The sequence below is a fragment of the Streptomyces sp. NBC_01288 genome (genome assembly GCF_035982055.1).
Classification (GTDB): Bacteria; Actinomycetota; Actinomycetes; order Streptomycetales; family Streptomycetaceae; genus Streptomyces.
Genome location: NZ_CP108427.1, coordinates 5,708,938 through 5,727,189 on the forward strand (window position 1 = coordinate 5,708,938; position 18,252 = coordinate 5,727,189).

The following is an 18,252-nucleotide window of genomic DNA, read 5'->3' on the forward strand; positions in this document are numbered from 1 at the left end:
TGTATCCGCCGTCCAGTTCGGGCCCGATCATGCCAAAGAGGCGGCGGTCCTCCCAGTCTCCCGGGACAACCGCCGCCTCAACAGCGTTACATTTCACCCCAGTTGGGGATCGATCACCCAAGTGCCGCGCCGCATCACGCCCTTGAGGTCGAACGCGGAGTCCAGCAGCACCAGGTCCGCGTACTTGCCGGGCTCCAGCGAGCCGATCTCGTCGTAACTCCCCAGCAACCGTGCTGGGTTGGCCGAGATCGCGGCGACCACGTCCTCGACCGGCAGTCGGTCGACCGTCACCGCGCGCTTGAAGGCCCGGTCCAGGGTGAGGGTCGAGCCCGCGATGGAACCGCCCTCCACCAGCCGTGCCACGCCCTCGCTCACCTCGACCTCCAGCGGGCCGAGCATGTAACGCCCGTCGCCGAAGCCCGCCGCGTCCATCGCGTCCGTGATGAACGCGACCCGGTCCGCGCCCGCGTGATGGAACGCCAACTCCAGGGAAGCGGGGTGGAGATGGGTGCCGTCGTTGATCAACTCGACCGTGATCCGCTCGTCTTCGAGCAGTGCCGCGATCGGACCGGGGTCGCGGTGACCGAGCGGCGGCATCGCGTTGAACAGGTGCGTGGCGACCGTCGCGCCCGCGTCGATCGCCTCCACCGTCTGCTCGTACGACGCGTCGGTGTGGCCGATCGCCGCGATGACGCCGAGTTCGGCGAGGAGGCGTACGGAGTCGAGGCCGCCGGGGAGTTCGGTCGCGAGGGTGACCATCTTCGCCTGCCCGCGGGCCGCGTCGACCAGTTTGCGGACGTCCGCGGGGTCGGGGTCGCGGAGCAGGGCCTCGGAGTGGGCGCCCTTGCGGCACGGGGAGATGAACGGGCCCTCGAAGTGGATGCCGGCGAGGTCGCCCTGTTCGGCCAGTTCGGAGAGGAGGCCGGCGCGCTGGGCGAGGAAGTCCATCTCGCCGGTGACGGTGGAGGCGACCAGGGTGGTGGTGCCGTGTTGGCGGTGGGTGTGGATGCCGTTGAGGACGTCCTCGGGGGTGCCGGAGGTGAACGAGGCGCCCCCACCGCCGTGGTTGTGGATGTCTACGAATCCCGGTACCAGGGTGAATCCGGTGACGTCGAGTACCTGGGCGTTGTCGGGGGCGGCGCCGGTGATGCGGGTGCCGTCGATGATCACGCGGCCGTCTTTGACCGTTCCGGTGGGGAGGACCACTGCGGCGCCGGACAGGATGAGGGGCCTTGTGCCGGTTGCGGGCTGCGGGTCCGTCGTGGCTTGTCGCGCAGTTCCCCGCGCCCCTGGGTCGGCTGCCATCAGGTGGTTACCTCCGTACGGTCGGTGAGATTGAGGAGGTCCCAGGCCAGGAGGCCTGCACCTAGACATCCGGCTGTGTCCCCGAGGGCCGCCGGGACGATGGACGGCAGCTTCTGGAAGGTGATCCGGGACCGGACCGCCTCCCGCAGCGGTGTGAACAACGTTTCCCCCGCCTCCGCCAGGCCGCCACCGATGATGATCGTGCGGGGGTCCAGGAGGGTGAGGGCGGTGACGAGGCCGTCGGCGAGGGCGTCCACGGCTTCCTGCCAGACTTTCTCCGCGCGCGGGTCACCGGCGGCGACCGCCTTCGCGCAGTCCGCCGCGTCCGCCCCGGGGTCGCCGGAGACGGCCGCCCACGCCTCGGTCACCGCCGCCGCGGACGCGTACCGCTCCAGGCAGCCGATCTGGCCGCAGGGGCACGGCGTACCGCCCGGGCGTACGACGATGTGGCCGATCTCGCCCGCGAAGCCGTGCGCGCCCGCCTCCACCCGGCCGTCGATGCCGATCGCGCCCGCTATACCGGTGCCGAGCGGGACGAACAGGAAGCGGTCGGCACCCTTGCCCGCGCCGATACGGCCCTCGGCTAGGCCGCCGGTGCGGACGTCGTGGCCCAGGGCGACCGGGACGCCCCCGAGGCGGGCGGCCAGCAGATCGCGCAGGGGTACGTCGCGCCAGCCGAGGTTGGCCGAGTAGGCGGCGATGCCCCGCTCGGCGTCGACGATGCCGGGGACGGCGACGCCGGCCGCCGCCGCGGGCTCGCCGTGGTGCTCCTCGCCGTACGCGCGCAGCTCGGCGGCGAAGCCGAGGATGTGCTCGACGACCGCGTCCGGACCGCGCTCACGGCCGGTCGCCCGGCGGGCCCGGTGGAGCAGCTCGCCCTCCGCCCCGACCAGGGCGGCCTTCATCCCGGTGCCGCCCACGTCGAGGGCGATGACATGTCTCACGGGGGACAGTGTGGCCCGTACACCCGCGAGAGGTCTAGTCCACTCACGTGGTGTAGACCTTATGGGTTCGCGGAGCGAACGTCACGACAGCAAAGGTTGGGGATTCGGCAGTGCAGCGGCGTAGGACAGGAATGATCGCGGTGACCTCCGCACTGGGCTTGACGGCGGTCCTCGGGGGCTGTGGCCTCGGCGGGGATTCCGGTGAGGTCACTCTGCGGCTCGTCGCCGCCGACTACGGCGACTCCGCGTCCAACAGTTCGCGGAAATACTGGGACGGGCTCGTCAAGGCGTACGAGGCGAAGCACCCGGACGTCAAGGTCGAGGTCAGCGTCTACTCCTGGAACGACGTCGACCGCAAGGTCAAGGAGATGGTCGCGGCCGGCAAGGCGCCCGACATGGCGCAGATCGGCGCGTACGCGGACTACGCCGACGCGGGCAGGCTGTACTCCACCGCCGACCTGCTCTCCATCCCCGTAGAGGCCGATTTCCTGGAGCCGCTGCTGGACGCGGGGCAGGTGAACCACATCCAGTACGGCATGCCCTTCGCCGCGTCTACGCGCGTCCTCTTCTACAACAAGACCCTCTTCACCGAGGCCGGGCTCACCCCGCCGAAGGACTGGAGCGAACTGGCCGCCGACGCGGAGGCGTTGAAGGAGAAGGGCGTGAAGTACCCGTTCGCGCTGCCGCTCGGGTCCGAGGAGGCGCAGGCCGAGACGATGCAGTGGCTGCTCGGCGGGGGCGGTGGCTACACCGACGACATCGGCACGTACACCCTCGACTCGACGCAGAACATCTCCACCTTCACCTGGCTGCGCGACAACCTGGTCGCCAAGGGCCTGACCGGTCCCGTCGCGCCCGCCGAGCTCAATCGCGCGGACGCGTTCGCCGCCTTCGCCAACGGTGACGTCGGCATGCTCAACGGGCACCCCACCCTCATGCGGCAGGCCGCCAAGAAGGGCGTCAAGTTCGGCACGGTCGCGATGCCCGGCCGCAACGGCAAGGCCAAGACCACGATGGGTGTCGCCGACTGGATGGCCGCGTTCAAGCAGAACGGCCACCGCGAGCAGATCGGCGACTTCCTCGACTTCGTCTACAGCGAGAAGAACGTCCTCGCCTTCTCCCGCGAGTACGACCTCCTGCCGGTGACCAACTCCGCGTCCGAGGCGATGCAGGAGTCCCGGCAGGACAAGGCTCTACGGCCCTTCCTGGAGGAACTCCCGCTGTCCACGCTCTACCCGGTCGGCAACACCTCCTGGTCCACGGTCAGCGCGGACATCAAGAAGCGGATAGGGCAGGCGGTGGCCGCGAACGGCAGCCCGGGGGCGGTGCTGGGGCAGTTGCAGGCGTCGGCGTCGCTGGCGGAGAGCGGGAAGTAGCAGCCGGGCAGCGTCCGGGGGCGTTGTCAGTGGCGGGGGTTACGGTTCAGGGCATGGACGACGACCGGCCCTCGCGGCTCCCTTCGCTGAACCGGAGGGAACAGGACATCCTCGCGCTGGAGCGCCGCGGTTTCCCCGGCCCCGGCGTGAAGGAGCGCGCGATCCGCGAGGAGCTGGGCCTGGCCCCCGTGCGCTACTACCAGCTGCTCAACGCCCTGCTGGACGACGAGCGGGCGCTGGCCCACGACCCGGTGACGGTGAACAGGCTGAGACGGGTCCGTGAAACGAGGCGTGGGGAGAGGTAGCAGCAGGTGTGGGTCCCGGCCCCGCCCGGATAGGGTCGTCGACATGGGCAGCCCTCAGGACTCCACCGATCCCCTGCACACACTGCCGACCCCCGCCACCCGCGCCGGGCGCGAGGCTCTGGAGGCGATCCTCGCCAAACCGGCCGCCGCGGTGATCGGGCTCGACTTCGACGGCACACTCGCCCCGATCGTGCCGGACCCCGAGCAGGCGCGGGCCCACCCGGGCGCGGTGCCGGCGCTGGCCGCACTCGCCCCGAAGGTGGCCTCCGTGGCCGTGATCACCGGCCGCCCGGCCGGCGTGGCGGTCCGCAACGGCGGCTTCGCGGGCGTACCGGGACTGGAACACCTGGTCGTGCTCGGCCACTACGGCACGGAGCGCTGGGACGCGGTGAGCAGCACGGTCAGCGCCCCCGCCCCGCACCCCGGGGTCGCGGCGGTCCGCGCCGAGCTGCCGGGCTTCCTGGACGGGATCGGCGCCTGGCAGGGCACCTGGATCGAGGAGAAGGGCCGCGCGCTGGCGGTCCACACCCGCCGGGCGACCGACCCCCAGGCGGCCTACGAGGCCCTCCGCGCCCCCCTCACCGACCTCGCCACCCGCCACGGCCTGATCGTCGAACCCGGCCGCATGGTCCTGGAGTTGCGCCCGCCGGGCATGGACAAGGGCGTAGCGCTCCTCGACTACCTCCGCGAAACCGGCGCCGAGTCCGTCCTCTACGCCGGCGACGACCTGGGCGACCTCCCCGCCTTCGCCGCCGTGGAGAAACTCCGCTCGGACGGCGTTCCGGGTCTGCTGGTGTGCAGTGGCAGCTCGGAGGTCGCGGAGCTTTCGGACCGGGCGGACCTGGTGGTGGACGGCCCGGCGGGGGTCGTAGGACTGCTGGCGGCGATCGCGGCCCAACTGGGCTGAGCGGGACCGGGCAGGGGCTGTTCCGAAAAAGTGTGACACTTTCGGCGAAAGTGTCACACTTTTTCGGAGAGGGTGCTCCGGCGCTCAGCCCTTGAGCGCGTTCAGCTGTTCCAGGAACCACTGGGCCGGGGGCAGGGCCGTAGCCGCCGCCGCCAACCTCTTCGTGCGCTCGGCTCGTTCCTCGGCCGGCATGGTCAACGCCTCGTGGAGCGCGGCGGCCGTGCCGATCACGTCGTACGGGTTGACCGGGATCGCGTCCTCGCCCAACTCCTCGTAGGCGCCCGCCTCCCGGGAGAGGACCAGGACGCAGCCCTCGTCGGAGACGACCGGGACCTCCTTGGCGACGAGGTTCATGCCGTCGCGGATGGGGTTGACGAGGGCCACGTCGGCGAGGCGGTACGCGGCCAGGGAGCGGGCGAAGTCGTCCTCGACGTGGAGGAGCACCGGGGTCCAACCCGGTTTCCCGTACTGAGAGTTGATCTCGTCCGCCACCCGCTGCACCTCCGCCGTGTAGTCGCGGTAGACGGCGAGGTCCTGCCGGGAGGGGTAGGCGAACGCCACGTGGACGACCTGTTCCAGCAACTCCGCGTGGTCGTCGAGGAGTTGGCGGTACGCCAGGAGTCCGCGCACGATGTTCTTGGACAGTTCGGTGCGGTCGACGCGGACGATCGTCCTGCGCCCCTCGCCGATCTCCTCGCGGAGGGCCACGATCCGCTCCTCCACGTCCGGCTCGTGCGAGCGGGCGCGCAGGAAGTCGGCGTCGGCGCCGAGGCCGTGGACGCCGATCAGGGTGTCACCGACGCCCCCGGTGAACTCCGTACAGCAGGCCGCGAACGCGTCCGCCCAGCGGTGGGTGAGGAAGCCGAGGCGGTCCGCGCCGAGCATGCCCGTCAGCAGCTGCTCACGGATGTCGTCCGGCAGCATGCGGAAGTAGTCCGCCGGTGCCCAGGGGGTGTGCGAGAAGTGGCCGATGCGCAGGTCCGGCCTCAACTCCCGCAGCATTCCCGGGACCAGGCACAGGTGGTAGTCCTGCACGATCGCGACGGCACCCTGCGCCGCCTCGTCCGCCAACGCCTCCGCGAACGCCCGGTTGTACGTCTCGTACGACGCCCACTGACGCCGGAACTCCGCGTCGAAGACCGGCTCCAGCGGGGTCTGGTACAGCATGTGGTGGACGAACCACAGCACGGAGTTGGCGATGCCGTTGTACGCGTCGGCGTGCACGTCCGCCGGGATGTCCAGCATCCGTACGCCGTCCTCGCCGACCCCGCGCCGCACCGCCTCGCGGTCGCCGTCGGACAGCGCCGAGCACACCCACAGCGCACCCGCGTCCGGCCCGATCGCCGACAGCCCGGACACCAGCCCGCCGCCACCCCGTTTGGCGCGCAGCGAACCGTCGTCGCCCACCTCGTAGGAGACCGGGCCGCGATTGGACGCGACGAGCACCTGAGCGGCACCGGACGCGGGCGAGGGGGACGACGTAGAAGCCATACGGCACAACCTAGCCCGGGCCGGAAACGCTCAAACGTACGGACGGCCGTCGGCGGACTGCACGAGTCCGTATACGACCGTCCGTGAGCGTCTGTAACTGTGTGGTTATGCGACCTTGCGTGACTGGTACTCGGTGATGTCCGCCATCGGCGGGCGTTCCTCCGTGTCCACGGAGTACGTGCGCGGCTCGAAACCGTCCGGACCCCGCTCGAACTGGGTGAGCGACGGCCGGATCAGATGCCCTCGGGCCAGCCGCAGCTGAGCCGTGCGGTAGATCTGCGCGGCCATCCGCCCCAGGGCCTGCCCGTCCTGGTGGCGGTGCTTGCGCACCCCGACGTCGACCTGGGCGAGGGCGTCCAGCCCCACCAGGTGCAGCGCGTCCACCAGCATGCCCAGCTCGACGCCGTACCCGACCGGGAACGGCAGCTGCTCCAGCAGCGAGCGGCGGGCCGCGTACTCGCCGCCGAGCGGCTGCACGAAACCGGCCAGCTGCGGCCAGTGCATGTTCAGCAGCGGGCGGGCCATCAGCTCGGTGACGCGTCCGCCCTGGCCGGCCGCGCCGCCGAGCGGGCGGTCGTACATCGCCTTGACGAGGTCGACGCCGGGGTCGGTGAGCAGCGGGCCCACGATCCCGGTGACGAAGTCGGAGGAGAACTCCTTCAGGTCCGCGTCGACGAAGGCGACGATGTCGCCGCTGGTGACCAGCAGTGAGCGCCACAGCACCTCGCCCTTGCCGGGCACGGCGGGGATGCGCGGCAGGATGTCGTCACGGTGCACGACCCGGGCGCCCGCCGCGGCGGCCACCTCGGAGGTGCGGTCGGTGGACCCCGAGTCGACGACGACGATCTCGTCGACGAGCGGGACCTGCTGCATGAGGTCGTGACGGATGATCGCGACGATGTCGCCGACCGTCGCTTCCTCGTTCAGCGCGGGCAGCACGACGGAGACCGACTGGCCCGTGCGGTGCTTCGCGGCCAGGATCTTGTGGAGCGGCCGGTCGGTCATGGACCAGGAGCGGGTGCTCAGCCAGTGCTCGACTTCCTTCAGCACGTTGCGCGGCTCCTCTGCGTTCTCTCGGCGAGTGACGGTCACCGTGTGTAGGCCCGCCGCGGTAGCGGCAGGTGGATTCCGTCGTCTCGCGGTTCGGACGGCTCACTCAACTGTCCTGGCCTTCGGTTACAGTCTTGAACAACGCTGATGACCATCGCATGTCGGGGGCCGTCAACGCTCACGCAAGTGACACAACCGCATACACAACTGAACACCGCTCATCCAGAGGGGCAGAGGGATACGGCCCGTTGAAGCCCCGGCAACCCTCCAGCCGGTCTTGTCACGTTGATGTGGCGAGGCTCCCGGCTCGGGAAGGTGCCAAATCCGTCTCATGGCGAAACGCGTCGTGAGGAAGATGAGGAAAGGGCCTCGCCTCCATGGCTGCGCAGACTGTTGCAAGCACCACGAACTCCGTAGACGCCGTCGATCTCGGCCCCGCCGCCGCGCTGTCCTGCCGCGAGTGCGGCCACCGCGTCCCGCTCGGTCCGGTCTTCGCCTGCGAGGAGTGTTTCGGCCCGCTGGAGATCGCCTACGACTTCTCGGCCTACGACACCGAAGAGCTCCGCAAGCAGATCGAAGCGGGCCCCGCGAACATCTGGCGTTACGCGCCCCTGCTGCCCGTCCCCGCCGACGTGGCCGACAAGCCGAACATCAACCCCGGCTGGACCAAGCTCGTCCAGGCCGACAACCTCGCCCGCGAACTGGGCGTCGACGCGGGCAAGTTGTTCGTCAAGGACGACTCCGGCAACCCGACGCACTCCTTCAAGGACCGCGTCGTGGCCCAGGCCATCGAGGCTGCCCGTGCCTTCAACTTCACCACCCTCTCCTGCTCCTCCACCGGCAACCTCGCGGGTGCCGTCGGTGCCGCCGCGGCCCGGGCCGGCTTCCGTTCCTGCGTGTTCATCCCGCACGACCTGGAGCAGGGCAAGATCGTCATGGCCGCGATCTACGGCGGCGAGCTCGTCGGCATCGAGGGCAACTACGACGACGTGAACCGCTTCTGCTCCGAGCTGATCGGTGACCCGGCGGGCGAGGGCTGGGGGTTCGTCAACGTCAACCTCCGGCCGTACTACGCGGAGGGTTCCAAGACCCTCGCCTACGAGATCTGCGAGCAGCTGGGGTGGAAGCTTCCGGACCAGCTGGTCGTGCCGATCGCCTCCGGGTCGCAGCTCACGAAGATCGACAAGGGCTTGCAGGAGCTGATCGAGCTCGGGCTCGTCGAGGACAGGCCGTACAAGATCTTCGGGGCGCAGGCGGAAGGGTGTTCGCCGGTCTCCGTCGCCTACAAGGCGGGGCATGACGTCGTGCGGCCGCAGAAGCCGAACACGATCGCGAAGTCGCTGGCCATCGGGAACCCGGCGGACGGGCCGTATGTCCTCGACATCGCTCGGCGGACCGGTGGGGCGGTGGAGGACGTCAACGACGAGCAGGTTGTCGACGCGATCAAGTTGCTGGCGCGGACCGAGGGGATCTTTGCGGAGACCGCGGGTGGGGTGACCGTCGGTGTGGCGAAGAAGCTGATCGAGAACGGGTTGCTGGATCCGACCCTGACGACGGTGGTCCTCAACACCGGTGATGGTCTGAAGACGCTGGACGCGGTGGCTGGTACCGGGCTCACCGCGACGATCCGGCCGAACCTTGAGTCGTTCAGGGAAGCCGGGCTTGCGTCGTAGCGTCGTTGTCGTCTGCGGGCCCGGTGGGGGCTGGTCGCGCAGTTCCCCGCGCCCCTAAAAGCAAAAGCCGCACCTGACCGGAGGTCATCAGCATGAGCGTTAGTGTCCGCATCCCCACCATTCTCCGCACCTACACGGGCGGGCAGGCCGAGGTGACCGCCGAAGGCGGCACCCTCGCCGAGGTCATCAGTGACCTGGAGAAGAACCATGCCGGGATCTCTGCCCGCGTGCTCGACGATCAGGGCAAGCTGCGGCGGTTCGTCAATGTGTACGTGAATGACGACGATGTGCGGTTCGAGCAGGGGCTGGAGACGGCCACTCCGGACGGGGCCGGCGTCTCGATCATTCCGGCTGTCGCCGGCGGCTGAGCGGCGGTCTGGCGGGCCCCGGAAATTACCCTGGGTAACGCCGATTACCAAGAGTTCATCGAATTGCCCCCTCCGTGAGAGAAGCGGAGGGGGCAATTCTGTAGGGTTGAGCGGGGTACAGTTGGGGAACCCGCTCCACTCCGCATGCCGGACGCATATGAGTACCCGCTCCGCGTGCGATGAGAAGTAGCCAAAGTGTGCATTCCTTTTGCGCGTTATGTTCCCTTTATCGGGCCCGACTTGCCCTGAAGTCGGACGAATTCTCCGTATATTCCCGACCGGTCCTGCCCGGAATTCTCGTCGGATTGACCTGTTGCAGACGGCAGTTGGACGGATACATTCGGCCGCGGTCGACGCGTTCCGGCGCACGCCCCCAATCCTGTGGGGGGTGAGGTCTGACCCGGATCCGCGAAGTGCGGGTCCGTGCAAGGGCCAGTAATAGGGGAGTTAGGCATGGCTCAGGGCACCGTCAAATGGTTCAACGCGGAGAAGGGGTACGGCTTCATCGCGGTCGACGGTGGTGCGGATGTTTTCGTCCACTACAGCGCGATTCAGATGGACGGCTACCGCACCCTGGAAGAGGGTCAGCGGGTCGATTTCGAGATCTCGCAGGGTCAGAAGGGGCCGCAGGCGGACATGGTCCGGCTCGCGACTACCTGAAGCACGCGCCGGCGAACAGCAGCGACGTTCTTCGTTCCTCACCGAAGGGCTCGTACTCCTGGGGGGTCACCTCCTGGGGTACGGGCCCTTCGGCATGCCCCGTGCGCACCTCGCGCGCCCCGTGAAGGAGGGGCCCAGAACCTGGGAGCCGCTTGCACTCGACCATGCCGAGTGCTAATCATTGGCGTTAGCACTCTGAAGGTGAGAGTGATAACGAAGGATCGGGTCGGTGAGGCCCGCAGGCCAGGTGGCGCAAGGAGCCATGGGGCAGGCGAGCCGTCCGTCGCGGGCGCCAGCGCGGTCCGGAGCAATCCACCCCAGTCCGGGAGGACCACTTCACATGGCCAAGATCATCGCGTTCGACGAGGAGGCGCGGCGAGGCCTTGAGCGCGGTATGAACCAGCTCGCCGACGCCGTCAAGGTCACCCTCGGCCCCAAGGGCCGCAACGTCGTCCTTGAGAAGAAGTGGGGCGCCCCCACGATCACCAACGATGGTGTCTCCATCGCCAAGGAGATCGAGCTGGAGGACCCGTACGAGAAGATCGGCGCCGAGCTGGTCAAGGAAGTCGCCAAGAAGACGGACGACGTCGCCGGCGACGGTACGACCACCGCGACCGTTCTCGCCCAGGCTCTCGTCAAGGAAGGCCTGCGCAACGTAGCCGCGGGCGCCAACCCGATGGCCCTCAAGCGCGGTATCGAGAAGGCCGTCGAGGCCGTCTCCGGTGCCCTGCTGGAGCAGGCCAAGGACGTGGAGACCAAGGAGCAGATCGCTTCGACGGCCTCCATCTCCGCCGCCGACACCCAGATCGGCGAACTCATCGCCGAGGCGATGGACAAGGTCGGCAAGGAAGGCGTCATCACCGTCGAGGAGTCCCAGACCTTCGGTCTGGAGCTGGAGCTCACCGAGGGTATGCGCTTCGACAAGGGCTACATCTCGGCGTACTTCGCCACCGACATGGAGCGTATGGAGGCCGTCCTCGACGACCCGTACATCCTGATCGCCAACTCGAAGATCGCCAACGTCAAGGACCTGCTCCCGCTCCTGGAGAAGGTCATGCAGTCGGGCAAGCCGCTGCTGATCATCGCCGAGGACGTCGAGGGCGAGGCCCTGTCGACGCTGGTCGTCAACAAGATCCGCGGCACCTTCAAGTCCGTCGCCGTCAAGGCTCCGGGCTTCGGTGACCGTCGCAAGGCCATGCTCGGCGACATCGCCATCCTCACGGGCGGCGAGGTCATCTCCGAGGAGGTCGGCCTCAAGCTGGAGAACGCGACCGTGGATCTCCTCGGCCGCGCCCGCAAGGTCGTCATCACCAAGGACGAGACGACGATCGTCGACGGCTCGGGCTCGGCGGACCAGGTTGCCGGTCGCGTCAACCAGATCCGTGCCGAGATCGAGAACAGCGACTCGGACTACGACCGCGAGAAGCTCCAGGAGCGCCTCGCCAAGCTCGCGGGTGGCGTCGCCGTCATCAAGGCGGGCGCGGCCACCGAGGTCGAGCTCAAGGAGCGCAAGCACCGCATCGAGGACGCCGTTCGCAACGCGAAGGCGGCCGTCGAGGAGGGCATCGTCGCCGGTGGCGGCGTCGCCCTCATCCAGGCGGGCCACGTCTTCGAGAAGCTTGAGCTCGAAGGCGACGAGGCCACGGGTGCCGCGATCGTGAAGCTGGCCCTTGAGGCCCCGCTGAAGCAGATCGCCGTCAACGGTGGCCTCGAAGGCGGAGTCGTCGTCGAGAAGGTCCGCAACCTGCCCATCGGTCACGGCCTCAACGCCGCCACCGGTGAGTACGTGGACATGATCGCCGAGGGCATCATCGACCCGGCGAAGGTCACGCGCTCTGCCCTGCAGAACGCCGCGTCCATCGCCGCGCTCTTCCTCACCACCGAGGCGGTCATCGCCGACAAGCCCGAGAAGGCCGGTGCCGGCGCGGGCGCCGGTGGCGGCATGCCGGGCGGTGACATGGACTTCTGATCGACCTCCGGTTGATCAACGGTCTTACCGAGGGCGGTACTTCCTGCTTCTGGCAGGGGGTACCGCCCTCGGGCGTGTCCGGAGTCACAGGGGGAGGTGCCGGGCGGTCGGAATGAGGGGCTTGGCCGGGTGGTTGTTGTTGACGCATGATCGATGCATACGCACATACCACCTGGTACCCGGTATTCGAGGAGCCCCCACACGTGTCTACGACCGCCCCCGCCTCCCGAGCGGCCGAAATCCTCGGCCGTCCGATCACCCTCAACGGCCTGACCGTCCCGAACCGGATCGTGATGGCGCCGATGACCCGGCAGTTCTCGCCGGGCGGCATCCCCGGTGAGGACGTGGTCGGTTACTACGCCCGCCGCGCCGCCGCGGGCGTGGGCCTCATCGTCACCGAGGGCACGTACGTCGGCCACGAGTCCGCCGGGCAGAGCGACGACATTCCGCGTTTCCACGGCGAGGAGCAGCTCGCCGGCTGGGCGAAGGTCGCCGAGGGCGTGCACGCGGCGGGCGGCACGATCGTGCCGCAGCTGTGGCACATCGGCATGGTCCGCGAGCAGGGCCAGCCGCCGTACGCGGACGCGCCCGCCGTCGGCCCCTCCGGGCTGCGGATCGGCAGCGACGAGGTCACCGGTACGGCGATGACGCAGCGGGACCTGGACGACGTCATCGGGGCGTTCGCCGAGGCGGCCGCCGCGGCGGAGCGGATCGGCTTCGACGGGGTCGAGTTGCACGGCGCGCACGGCTATCTCCTCGACCAGTTCCTGTACGCGGGCACCAACCGCCGTACGGACGCCTACGGCGGTGACGCGGTCGCCCGTACGAAGTTCGCGGCGGAGATCGTGGCGGCGGTCCGCGAGACGGTCTCTCCTGAATTCCCGATCATCTTCCGCTACTCGCAGTGGAAGCAGGACGTCTACGGTGCCCGTCTCGCCGAGACCCCGGAGGAGCTGGACGCGATCCTGACCCCGCTCGCGGCGGCCGGCGTGGACGTCTTCCACGCGTCCACCCGCCGTTACTGGCTCCCCGAGTTCGAGGACGCCGGCTCCGACCTCAACCTCGCCGGCTGGACCAAGAAGCTCACCGGGAAGCAGACCATCACGGTCGGCTCGGTCGGCCTCGACGGGGACTTCCTCAAGGGGTTCCGGGGTGAGGGCGCGCCGGTCAAGGGCATCGACGACCTCCTCGACAGCCTGGAGCGGGACGAGTTCGACATGGTGGCCGTGGGACGGGCGCTGCTTCAGGACCCTGAGTGGGCCGCCAAGGTCCTCGCCGGGCGGGTGGAGGAGCTGGCGCCTTATGACGCGGCGGCGCTGAAGTCGCTTAGCTGAGCGCTGAGTTGTGGGTGCGGGGTGGTGGGGGTGCGCGTCCCTGGGGGCTGCGCCCCCAGACCCCCATCGGCCCTGAAGGGCCTCGTCCTCAAACGCCGGACGGGCTGGAGATAGTCGGCCAGGGTGGATGGGGCGGCGAGGGTGGATGAGGACGGCCGGAGTGGGCGGGGGCGGCCGGAGTGGATGAGGACGGCCGGAGTGGATGACGGGGCCGGGCACCGATGACGCCGGTGCCCGGCCCCGTCCCCTGTCCGCCGCCCCCAACTCCGGCTAGCGTTCGCGCACATGAGGATCCTGCACCTGTCCGACACCCACCTGGAACGTACCGACGCCCCCAACCGCCACGGCATCAACCCGACCGACTCCCTGCGGCTGATGCTTGCCGAGTTGCGGCATCAGCGGGGGGTGGACGCGGTCGTCGTCACCGGGGACCTCGCCAACGACGGGGCGGTGGAGGCGTATGCGGCCGTGCGGGAGTTGGTGGGTGGGTTCGCCCGGGTGATGGGTGGGGTGCCCGTCTTCTATACGACCGGGAACCATGACGAGCGGGAGGCGTTCGGGAAGGTGCTCGGGAGTGGGCATGTGGCTGCCGACGCCGTGTTTCCGGTGGAGTTCGGGTGTGCTGCGGTCAGTACGGTCGGCGGGTATCGGTTCGTCACGCTCGACTCGCTTGTGCCGGGGGAGGTTTACGGGGCGTTGAGCCGGGCTCAACTGGACTGGTTGGGGGAGGAGTTGGGGACTCCGGCCGAGTTCGGGACCGTTCTCGCCTTTCATCATCCGCCGATCAACCTCGGTACGCCGATGCAGCGGGCCTTCGGGCTGCGGAATCCGGGGGAGTTGGCGGACGCGATCCGGGGGAGTGACGTACGGGTCGTGCTCACCGGGCACTTCCACCTTCAGCTCTTCGGGTTCCTGGAGGCGACTCCGGTGTGGGTCACGCCCGGTGTCGTCAACCGGATGGATCTGACGACGGCCTACGGCACGGAGCGGGCCGTGCGGGGCGCCTCGGCCTCGCTCGTGGAGCTGGGTGGGGAGACCGGGCCGATGTTCCATACCTTCCATGCGCGGGATCCTCGGGCGCACGAGACGGTGTACCAGTTGGATGCCGAACAGGTTCGGTCGGTTGTTGAGCGGCATGCGCCCTAAGTGGCTTGTGGGCCGGGTATACTGGATCTTGAGCCCGTCGCCGTAACTCCGGTTGGCTGGTGCTGCGTTGGTGGTCCAAGGAAAGATGTCCCGCTTCCTGCGGGGAGATGCAGGTGCAAGGCCTGCCCGGCGCTCCGAACGAAGTCCCCGTCCCGCATCGCGCGGGGCGGGGACTTCGCGTTGTGCGGACTCCGCGTATTCCGAGTACTCCGCGTACTACAGGTTTCCCAGCGGCTCGATGTCCACGTGGACCGGTGTGCCCCAGACGCGGAGTACCTCGTAGTCCGTGAACTCGTGCACGAGGCGGTACGCCATCGCCGGGCGGGAGCCTCGGCGGGCGGCGTTGATGTACAGCTCGGCCTCGTGGCGGTCGCGGCGCGGGGTGCCGCAGAGCTGCCAGGCCTGGCCGTTCCACAGTTCGGGGAGCCAGCGCTGCTGGGCCTGCGGGCGGTCCTCGCGGACGCCGTAGCGGGACGGTGTGGTGTCGGTGGGCCGGGGTGCGGCGGGGCCGTTGAACTCGGAGCGGCGGGCCGAGCGGCGGCGGGTCTCGCAGAGCAGGCAGAGGTCGGGGGCGTCGGCGTCGACCGGGCCGTTGGGATGCTCCGGGCAGCGGGTGGTGGGCGCGGCGCCGCTGACGCTGTCGTCCAGCAGGTCCAGGGCGCGCTTGAGGTCCGCCTTGACCTCGTGGAGCTTGCCGTCGGGGGTGTCGGACGTGAGGGCCTCGCCGTGCTCGCCGAGGAGGCGGAGGGCGCGGCCTAGGGCGGTCTGCTGGGCGTGGTTCATGGTTCTGTCGACGATAGTCGGCTTTGCCGCGGGCCGGTTGCCTTGGTGGGAGTGGGGCGGCGGCGCTCGTTCTCCGCTCAGGTGGCCGGGTGTGCCTCCGGTGCCCGGAGCCGGTGGGCGAGGTGGCCGAGCAGTACGGCGTTGGCCAGGCCGCACAGGGCCGTAGCGGCGGCGAAGGCCGGCGAGCTCGATGTCGGCAGGAGGAAGGCGAGGAAGCCGGCCGGTGCCGTGGCCATCAGCGGCCAGAGTGCGGCGAATGTCGGGTCCGCCAGGATGTAGTCGGCGGAGAGGAAGAACGCGAGCGAGGTCGCGACCACGGCGAGGTATGCCCGCGCGGGCCAGTTGTCGACGGCGGGGGCGAGCAGGGTGCGTAGGCGAGCGTAGGCGCGGGTGCGGGTGCGGGTGCGAGGTGCCGTGGTTGCCGTCGTCGTTGTCGTCGTCGTGGATCTCTTCGCGAGGGCGCCGAGTACGGCGGCGTTCACGAGGGCGCAGAGCAGTAGCCATAGCGTCCACGAGCCGAACGCCAGCGCTTGTAGCGGCCCCTCGGTGCCGGGGCCGAAGGGCAGGACCACGCTCAGGAGGGAGAGCGGCGCCGTGAGGATCAACGGGCCTGCGGCTACGGGGCTTTCCGGGGCGATGAACATCGCGGCGACGGAGACACCCACGGTGGTCAGGTAGGTCCGCGCCGGCCAGTTGTCCGTGGCGAGGGCGAGGAGACGGCGCGGGCGTGAGGTCTGCGGCATCGAGGAGTCGTCCTTCGCGTCGGTCGGTCCGGGGCGGTGAGGACAACGGTGGACCGGGGGGCGCGCCTGGACATGAGTACCGGTACTCAGCGGGAGGGGCGGAAGGGCTTACCTCGCCGCGCCTTGGCTCACCTCGCCATGTCGCTTGGTGTGCCGGTACGGCTCGTTCAACTGCTATTCGAGCGGGGGTCCGACATCGACGCGAAGGAGTTCCGGGACGTCGAGAAGGATCTGTTGGTCGGCTGATCCACTCCGGCAACCTATACAAAGAGGTCAACTCACCATGCAACGACGTGAATTCGCCGCCGCCCTCACCGCCGCCGTAGCCGCACCCGCCGTCCTCGGTGCTACGCCCGCGCAGGCGTCACCCCAGGTATCCCCGCAGCACGGCGGGCCGCGCGGCCTGAGTCGCCAGATGGTCGCGGCCCTCGCCGCGGAGCTCGACGACAAGGCGACCGCCAAGACCCTCGTCCCCCTCATCGAGGACGTCGGTTTCGACTGGTACCCGGAGACGGCGCCGCTGAAGAAGTTCGACTTCGTCGTGGCCTACGCCTTCGGCAACCGGCTCCCGGCCGGCGGTGACCCCACGAAGGTTCTCGCCGAGCCGGGCCCCGTCAACGAGGAACTCGCCGACACGGTGGCCCGTATCCGCGCCGGCCGCCGCGACCTGCCCGTCTACGCCCAGTGGGAGATCGCGCGCTGGTTGGAGTCCAAGTACGGGATGACCGACGTCACGTCGATCGAGCCCGAGATCGCGGCGGACGGCACGATCACGTACCTCAGCACGGACGGGGTCGCGGCCCAGGTCTTCGACCACCGCAAGCAGGCCCCGGGCGGGGTCGGCACCGCCTGTGTCGTCGGTTTCCGCGACCACCACAAGCGGTGCGTGCAGACGACCCGCGACCGCGCGATGCCGGCGTACGCCCCCGCGGGGTTCGCCATGCCGCGCACCTACGACCTGGAGTCCGGCCAGGCCTGGACCCGGCGCCGTGACCTGTACCTGGTCCACGACATGCTGGCCCAGTGGACGGTCCTCCGCGCGAAGGTGATCGCGGAGGCGTATCCCAACGGGTGAGTTGTTGGGGTTACTTGAGGTCTTCGACGAACGTGGACCATGCGGCGGCCCGGAACACGAGCTTCGGGCCGAGGGGGTTCTTGGAGTCCCGGACGGGGACGAGGGCGGGGTGGCCGTCGGCAACTTCCAGGCAGTTGTCGCCGCTGCCCCCGCTGTAGCTGGACTTGTGCCAGGTGGCCGCGCTCAGGTCGTGATCAGGGTTGTTCCTCATGGGCGTAATCCTGCGCCATCTCCTCGATCAAGACCAGGGACTTCTCGGGGGAGAGCGCGTAGGCCGCGAGGAACTCGTAGTAGAGCCTGTACTGGGCGACGAGGGTGGGGTCGTCGTCCAACTGGCCGGTGCCTACGCCTTCGAGGTAGATCAGTGGAGGGGCGTCGGCGAAGTCCATCAGCTTGATGCAGCCCTGCATCGCGGGGTGCGCCCCCGCGTCGAACGGCAGTACTTGCACGATGACCCGGCTCCGGCGCCCCAGTTCGGCGATGTGGCGCAGGTTCTCCGCCATGGCCCCGGGGCCACCCGTCGCCCGACGTAGCGCGGATTCGTCGATCACCGCCCACAACAAGGGTTTCGTTGGGTCGTCGAGAATGTGGGCTCGCGCCATCCGCTGTGCTACCACCGCGTCGATCTCTTCGTCGGTTGCCGTCGGCTGGTAGGCCCGGCAGACGGCCCTCGCGTACGCGGGTGTCTGGAGCAGCCCCGGGATCAGCATCGACGAGTACTCCCGGATCGCCGTGGCTCGGGCCTCCGCGTCCGCTGCCTCCGCGAAGTGCTCGGGATATTGGGACTTCGCCGCCGCCCCACAGTTCCGCTCGAAGAAGTCCCCCGTCCCCAACTCCACGTCCAGCATCCGCGCGTACTCCGGCAACATCCGCCGCGTCCCCGCCTCCAACTGCCCGATGAACGAACCGCTCACGAACAGCCGCTGCCCCAACTCGTCCTGGCTGAGCCCCGCTTTCTCGCGGGCGTGCCGGAGTTCGGCGCCGAGCAAGGCTCGCGGTGACGACGACGGGTCGAGGTCTTTCTGTCCTGCCACAGCAACTCCCTGTCCTAACACCCGAGTTTGTTGGGACTCCCCGTATGGCCAGGTTAGACACGTTGCCGCCACGCTGTGTTGCGAACAGC

The 18,252-nt window shown here is 69.2% G+C and carries 18 protein-coding genes and 1 riboswitch; of the genes, 10 read left to right on the forward strand and 8 right to left on the reverse strand.

Annotation, left to right across the window (positions count from 1 at the left end; translation table 11 throughout):
• Positions 1-93 precede the first annotated feature (93 nt).
• Entirely contained in the window at positions 94-1,305 is a 1,212-nt protein-coding gene (gene nagA, locus OG194_RS25730) for an N-acetylglucosamine-6-phosphate deacetylase (protein WP_327403159.1), read from the reverse strand.
• Complete coding sequence (locus OG194_RS25735; RefSeq protein WP_327403160.1) at positions 1,305-2,249, reverse strand: ROK family protein; 945 nt, start codon at positions 2,247-2,249, stop codon at positions 1,305-1,307. Before OG194_RS25735 ends, nagA begins: the two co-directional genes overlap by 1 nt.
• 110 nt (positions 2,250-2,359) lie before the next feature.
• Between OG194_RS25735 and OG194_RS25740 the strand changes: the two genes are divergently transcribed.
• Genes OG194_RS25740 through otsB form a run of 3 tightly spaced genes read left to right on the forward strand, consistent with a single transcriptional unit; the run spans position 2,360 to position 4,837 of the window.
• Entirely contained in the window at positions 2,360-3,625 is a 1,266-nt protein-coding gene (locus OG194_RS25740) for an ABC transporter substrate-binding protein (protein ID WP_442811627.1), read from the forward strand.
• A 53-nt stretch (positions 3,626-3,678) separates the two neighbouring features.
• A complete protein-coding gene (locus OG194_RS25745) occupies positions 3,679-3,930 on the forward strand; it encodes a DUF3263 domain-containing protein (RefSeq protein ID WP_327403162.1) in 252 nt (83 codons plus the stop codon).
• A gap of 43 nt (positions 3,931-3,973) precedes the next feature.
• Entirely contained in the window at positions 3,974-4,837 is an 864-nt protein-coding gene (gene otsB / locus OG194_RS25750; protein WP_327403163.1) for a trehalose-phosphatase, read from the forward strand.
• An 84-nt stretch (positions 4,838-4,921) separates the two neighbouring features.
• On the opposite strand, the gene OG194_RS25755 is transcribed toward otsB, so the two are convergent.
• Positions 4,922-6,328 carry an alpha,alpha-trehalose-phosphate synthase (UDP-forming) gene (locus OG194_RS25755; protein ID WP_327403164.1) on the reverse strand — a complete coding sequence of 469 codons (1,407 nt, stop codon included), beginning with the start codon at positions 6,326-6,328 and terminating at the stop codon, positions 4,922-4,924.
• Between the two features lie 105 nt (positions 6,329-6,433).
• Positions 6,434-7,378, reverse strand: coding sequence for a glucosyl-3-phosphoglycerate synthase (locus OG194_RS25760; RefSeq protein WP_327403165.1), 945 nt, complete (start codon positions 7,376-7,378; stop codon positions 6,434-6,436).
• A 215-nt stretch (positions 7,379-7,593) separates the two neighbouring features.
• Positions 7,594-7,740, forward strand: a riboswitch (SAM riboswitch).
• A 15-nt stretch (positions 7,741-7,755) separates the two neighbouring features.
• Here OG194_RS25760 and thrC point away from each other — a divergent pair.
• The 6 genes from thrC (at position 7,756) to OG194_RS25790 (ending at position 14,528) form a co-directional block, all read left to right on the forward strand.
• Positions 7,756-9,051, forward strand: coding sequence for a threonine synthase (gene thrC, locus OG194_RS25765; protein WP_327403166.1), 1,296 nt, complete (start codon positions 7,756-7,758; stop codon positions 9,049-9,051).
• 92 nt (positions 9,052-9,143) lie between these two features.
• Positions 9,144-9,419: a MoaD/ThiS family protein gene (locus OG194_RS25770; protein WP_266771159.1), complete on the forward strand. Its 276-nt coding sequence runs from the start codon at positions 9,144-9,146 to the stop codon at positions 9,417-9,419.
• 453 nt (positions 9,420-9,872) lie between these two features.
• Entirely contained in the window at positions 9,873-10,079 is a 207-nt protein-coding gene (locus tag OG194_RS25775; protein ID WP_006382349.1) for a cold-shock protein, read from the forward strand.
• Positions 10,080-10,419: 340 nt separating this feature from the next.
• The gene (groL, locus tag OG194_RS25780; protein WP_200690012.1) at positions 10,420-12,048 is read left to right on the forward strand and encodes a chaperonin GroEL; all 1,629 of its coding nucleotides are present in this window, start codon (positions 10,420-10,422) and stop codon (positions 12,046-12,048) included.
• Between the two features lie 203 nt (positions 12,049-12,251).
• Complete coding sequence (locus OG194_RS25785; protein WP_327403167.1) at positions 12,252-13,382, forward strand: NADH:flavin oxidoreductase; 1,131 nt, start codon at positions 12,252-12,254, stop codon at positions 13,380-13,382.
• Positions 13,383-13,667: 285 nt separating this feature from the next.
• The gene (locus OG194_RS25790) at positions 13,668-14,528 is read left to right on the forward strand and encodes a metallophosphoesterase (protein ID WP_327403168.1); all 861 of its coding nucleotides are present in this window, start codon (positions 13,668-13,670) and stop codon (positions 14,526-14,528) included.
• A gap of 216 nt (positions 14,529-14,744) precedes the next feature.
• Here the strand turns inward: OG194_RS25790 and OG194_RS25795 are convergent, their stop codons facing one another.
• The gene (locus tag OG194_RS25795) at positions 14,745-15,311 is read right to left on the reverse strand and encodes a hypothetical protein (protein ID WP_327403169.1); all 567 of its coding nucleotides are present in this window, start codon (positions 15,309-15,311) and stop codon (positions 14,745-14,747) included.
• 77 nt (positions 15,312-15,388) lie between these two features.
• Complete coding sequence (locus tag OG194_RS25800) at positions 15,389-16,054, reverse strand: SCO4225 family membrane protein (protein ID WP_327403170.1); 666 nt, start codon at positions 16,052-16,054, stop codon at positions 15,389-15,391.
• A gap of 283 nt (positions 16,055-16,337) precedes the next feature.
• Here OG194_RS25800 and OG194_RS25805 point away from each other — a divergent pair, with 283 nt between their 5' ends.
• Positions 16,338-17,129, forward strand: a complete 792-nt coding sequence (locus tag OG194_RS25805; RefSeq protein ID WP_327403171.1) for a hypothetical protein — start codon at positions 16,338-16,340, stop codon at positions 17,127-17,129.
• 10 nt (positions 17,130-17,139) lie between these two features.
• Here OG194_RS25805 and OG194_RS25810 read toward each other — a convergent pair whose 3' ends face one another.
• Both OG194_RS25810 and OG194_RS25815 read right to left on the reverse strand, forming a co-directional pair.
• Positions 17,140-17,340 carry a DUF397 domain-containing protein gene (locus OG194_RS25810; protein ID WP_327403172.1) on the reverse strand — a complete coding sequence of 67 codons (201 nt, stop codon included), beginning with the start codon at positions 17,338-17,340 and terminating at the stop codon, positions 17,140-17,142.
• Entirely contained in the window at positions 17,324-18,163 is an 840-nt protein-coding gene (locus OG194_RS25815; RefSeq protein ID WP_327403173.1) for a helix-turn-helix domain-containing protein, read from the reverse strand. Before OG194_RS25815 ends, OG194_RS25810 begins: the two co-directional genes overlap by 17 nt.
• Between the last annotated feature and the right edge of the window lie 89 nt (positions 18,164-18,252).

Excerpts from the sequence above, each read along its gene's own strand:
- thrC (WP_327403166.1), top strand. The coding sequence starts at position 7,756 with ATGGCTGCGCAGACTGTTGCAAGCACCACGAACTCCGTAGACGCCGTC.
- OG194_RS25775 (WP_006382349.1), top strand. The coding sequence starts at position 9,873 with ATGGCTCAGGGCACCGTCAAATGGTTCAACGCGGAGAAGGGGTACGGC.
- OG194_RS25810 (WP_327403172.1), bottom strand. The coding sequence starts at position 17,340 with ATGAGGAACAACCCTGATCACGACCTGAGCGCGGCCACCTGGCACAAG.
- OG194_RS25770 (WP_266771159.1), top strand. The coding sequence starts at position 9,144 with ATGAGCGTTAGTGTCCGCATCCCCACCATTCTCCGCACCTACACGGGC.
- otsB (WP_327403163.1), top strand. The coding sequence starts at position 3,974 with ATGGGCAGCCCTCAGGACTCCACCGATCCCCTGCACACACTGCCGACC.
- OG194_RS25790 (WP_327403168.1), top strand. The coding sequence starts at position 13,668 with ATGAGGATCCTGCACCTGTCCGACACCCACCTGGAACGTACCGACGCC.
- nagA (WP_327403159.1), bottom strand. The coding sequence starts at position 1,305 with ATGGCAGCCGACCCAGGGGCGCGGGGAACTGCGCGACAAGCCACGACG.
- OG194_RS25805 (WP_327403171.1), top strand. The coding sequence starts at position 16,338 with ATGCAACGACGTGAATTCGCCGCCGCCCTCACCGCCGCCGTAGCCGCA.
- OG194_RS25795 (WP_327403169.1), bottom strand. The coding sequence starts at position 15,311 with ATGAACCACGCCCAGCAGACCGCCCTAGGCCGCGCCCTCCGCCTCCTC.
- OG194_RS25755 (WP_327403164.1), bottom strand. The coding sequence starts at position 6,328 with ATGGCTTCTACGTCGTCCCCCTCGCCCGCGTCCGGTGCCGCTCAGGTG.
- OG194_RS25800 (WP_327403170.1), bottom strand. The coding sequence starts at position 16,054 with ATGCCGCAGACCTCACGCCCGCGCCGTCTCCTCGCCCTCGCCACGGAC.
- groL (WP_200690012.1), top strand. The coding sequence starts at position 10,420 with ATGGCCAAGATCATCGCGTTCGACGAGGAGGCGCGGCGAGGCCTTGAG.
- OG194_RS25745 (WP_327403162.1), top strand. The coding sequence starts at position 3,679 with ATGGACGACGACCGGCCCTCGCGGCTCCCTTCGCTGAACCGGAGGGAA.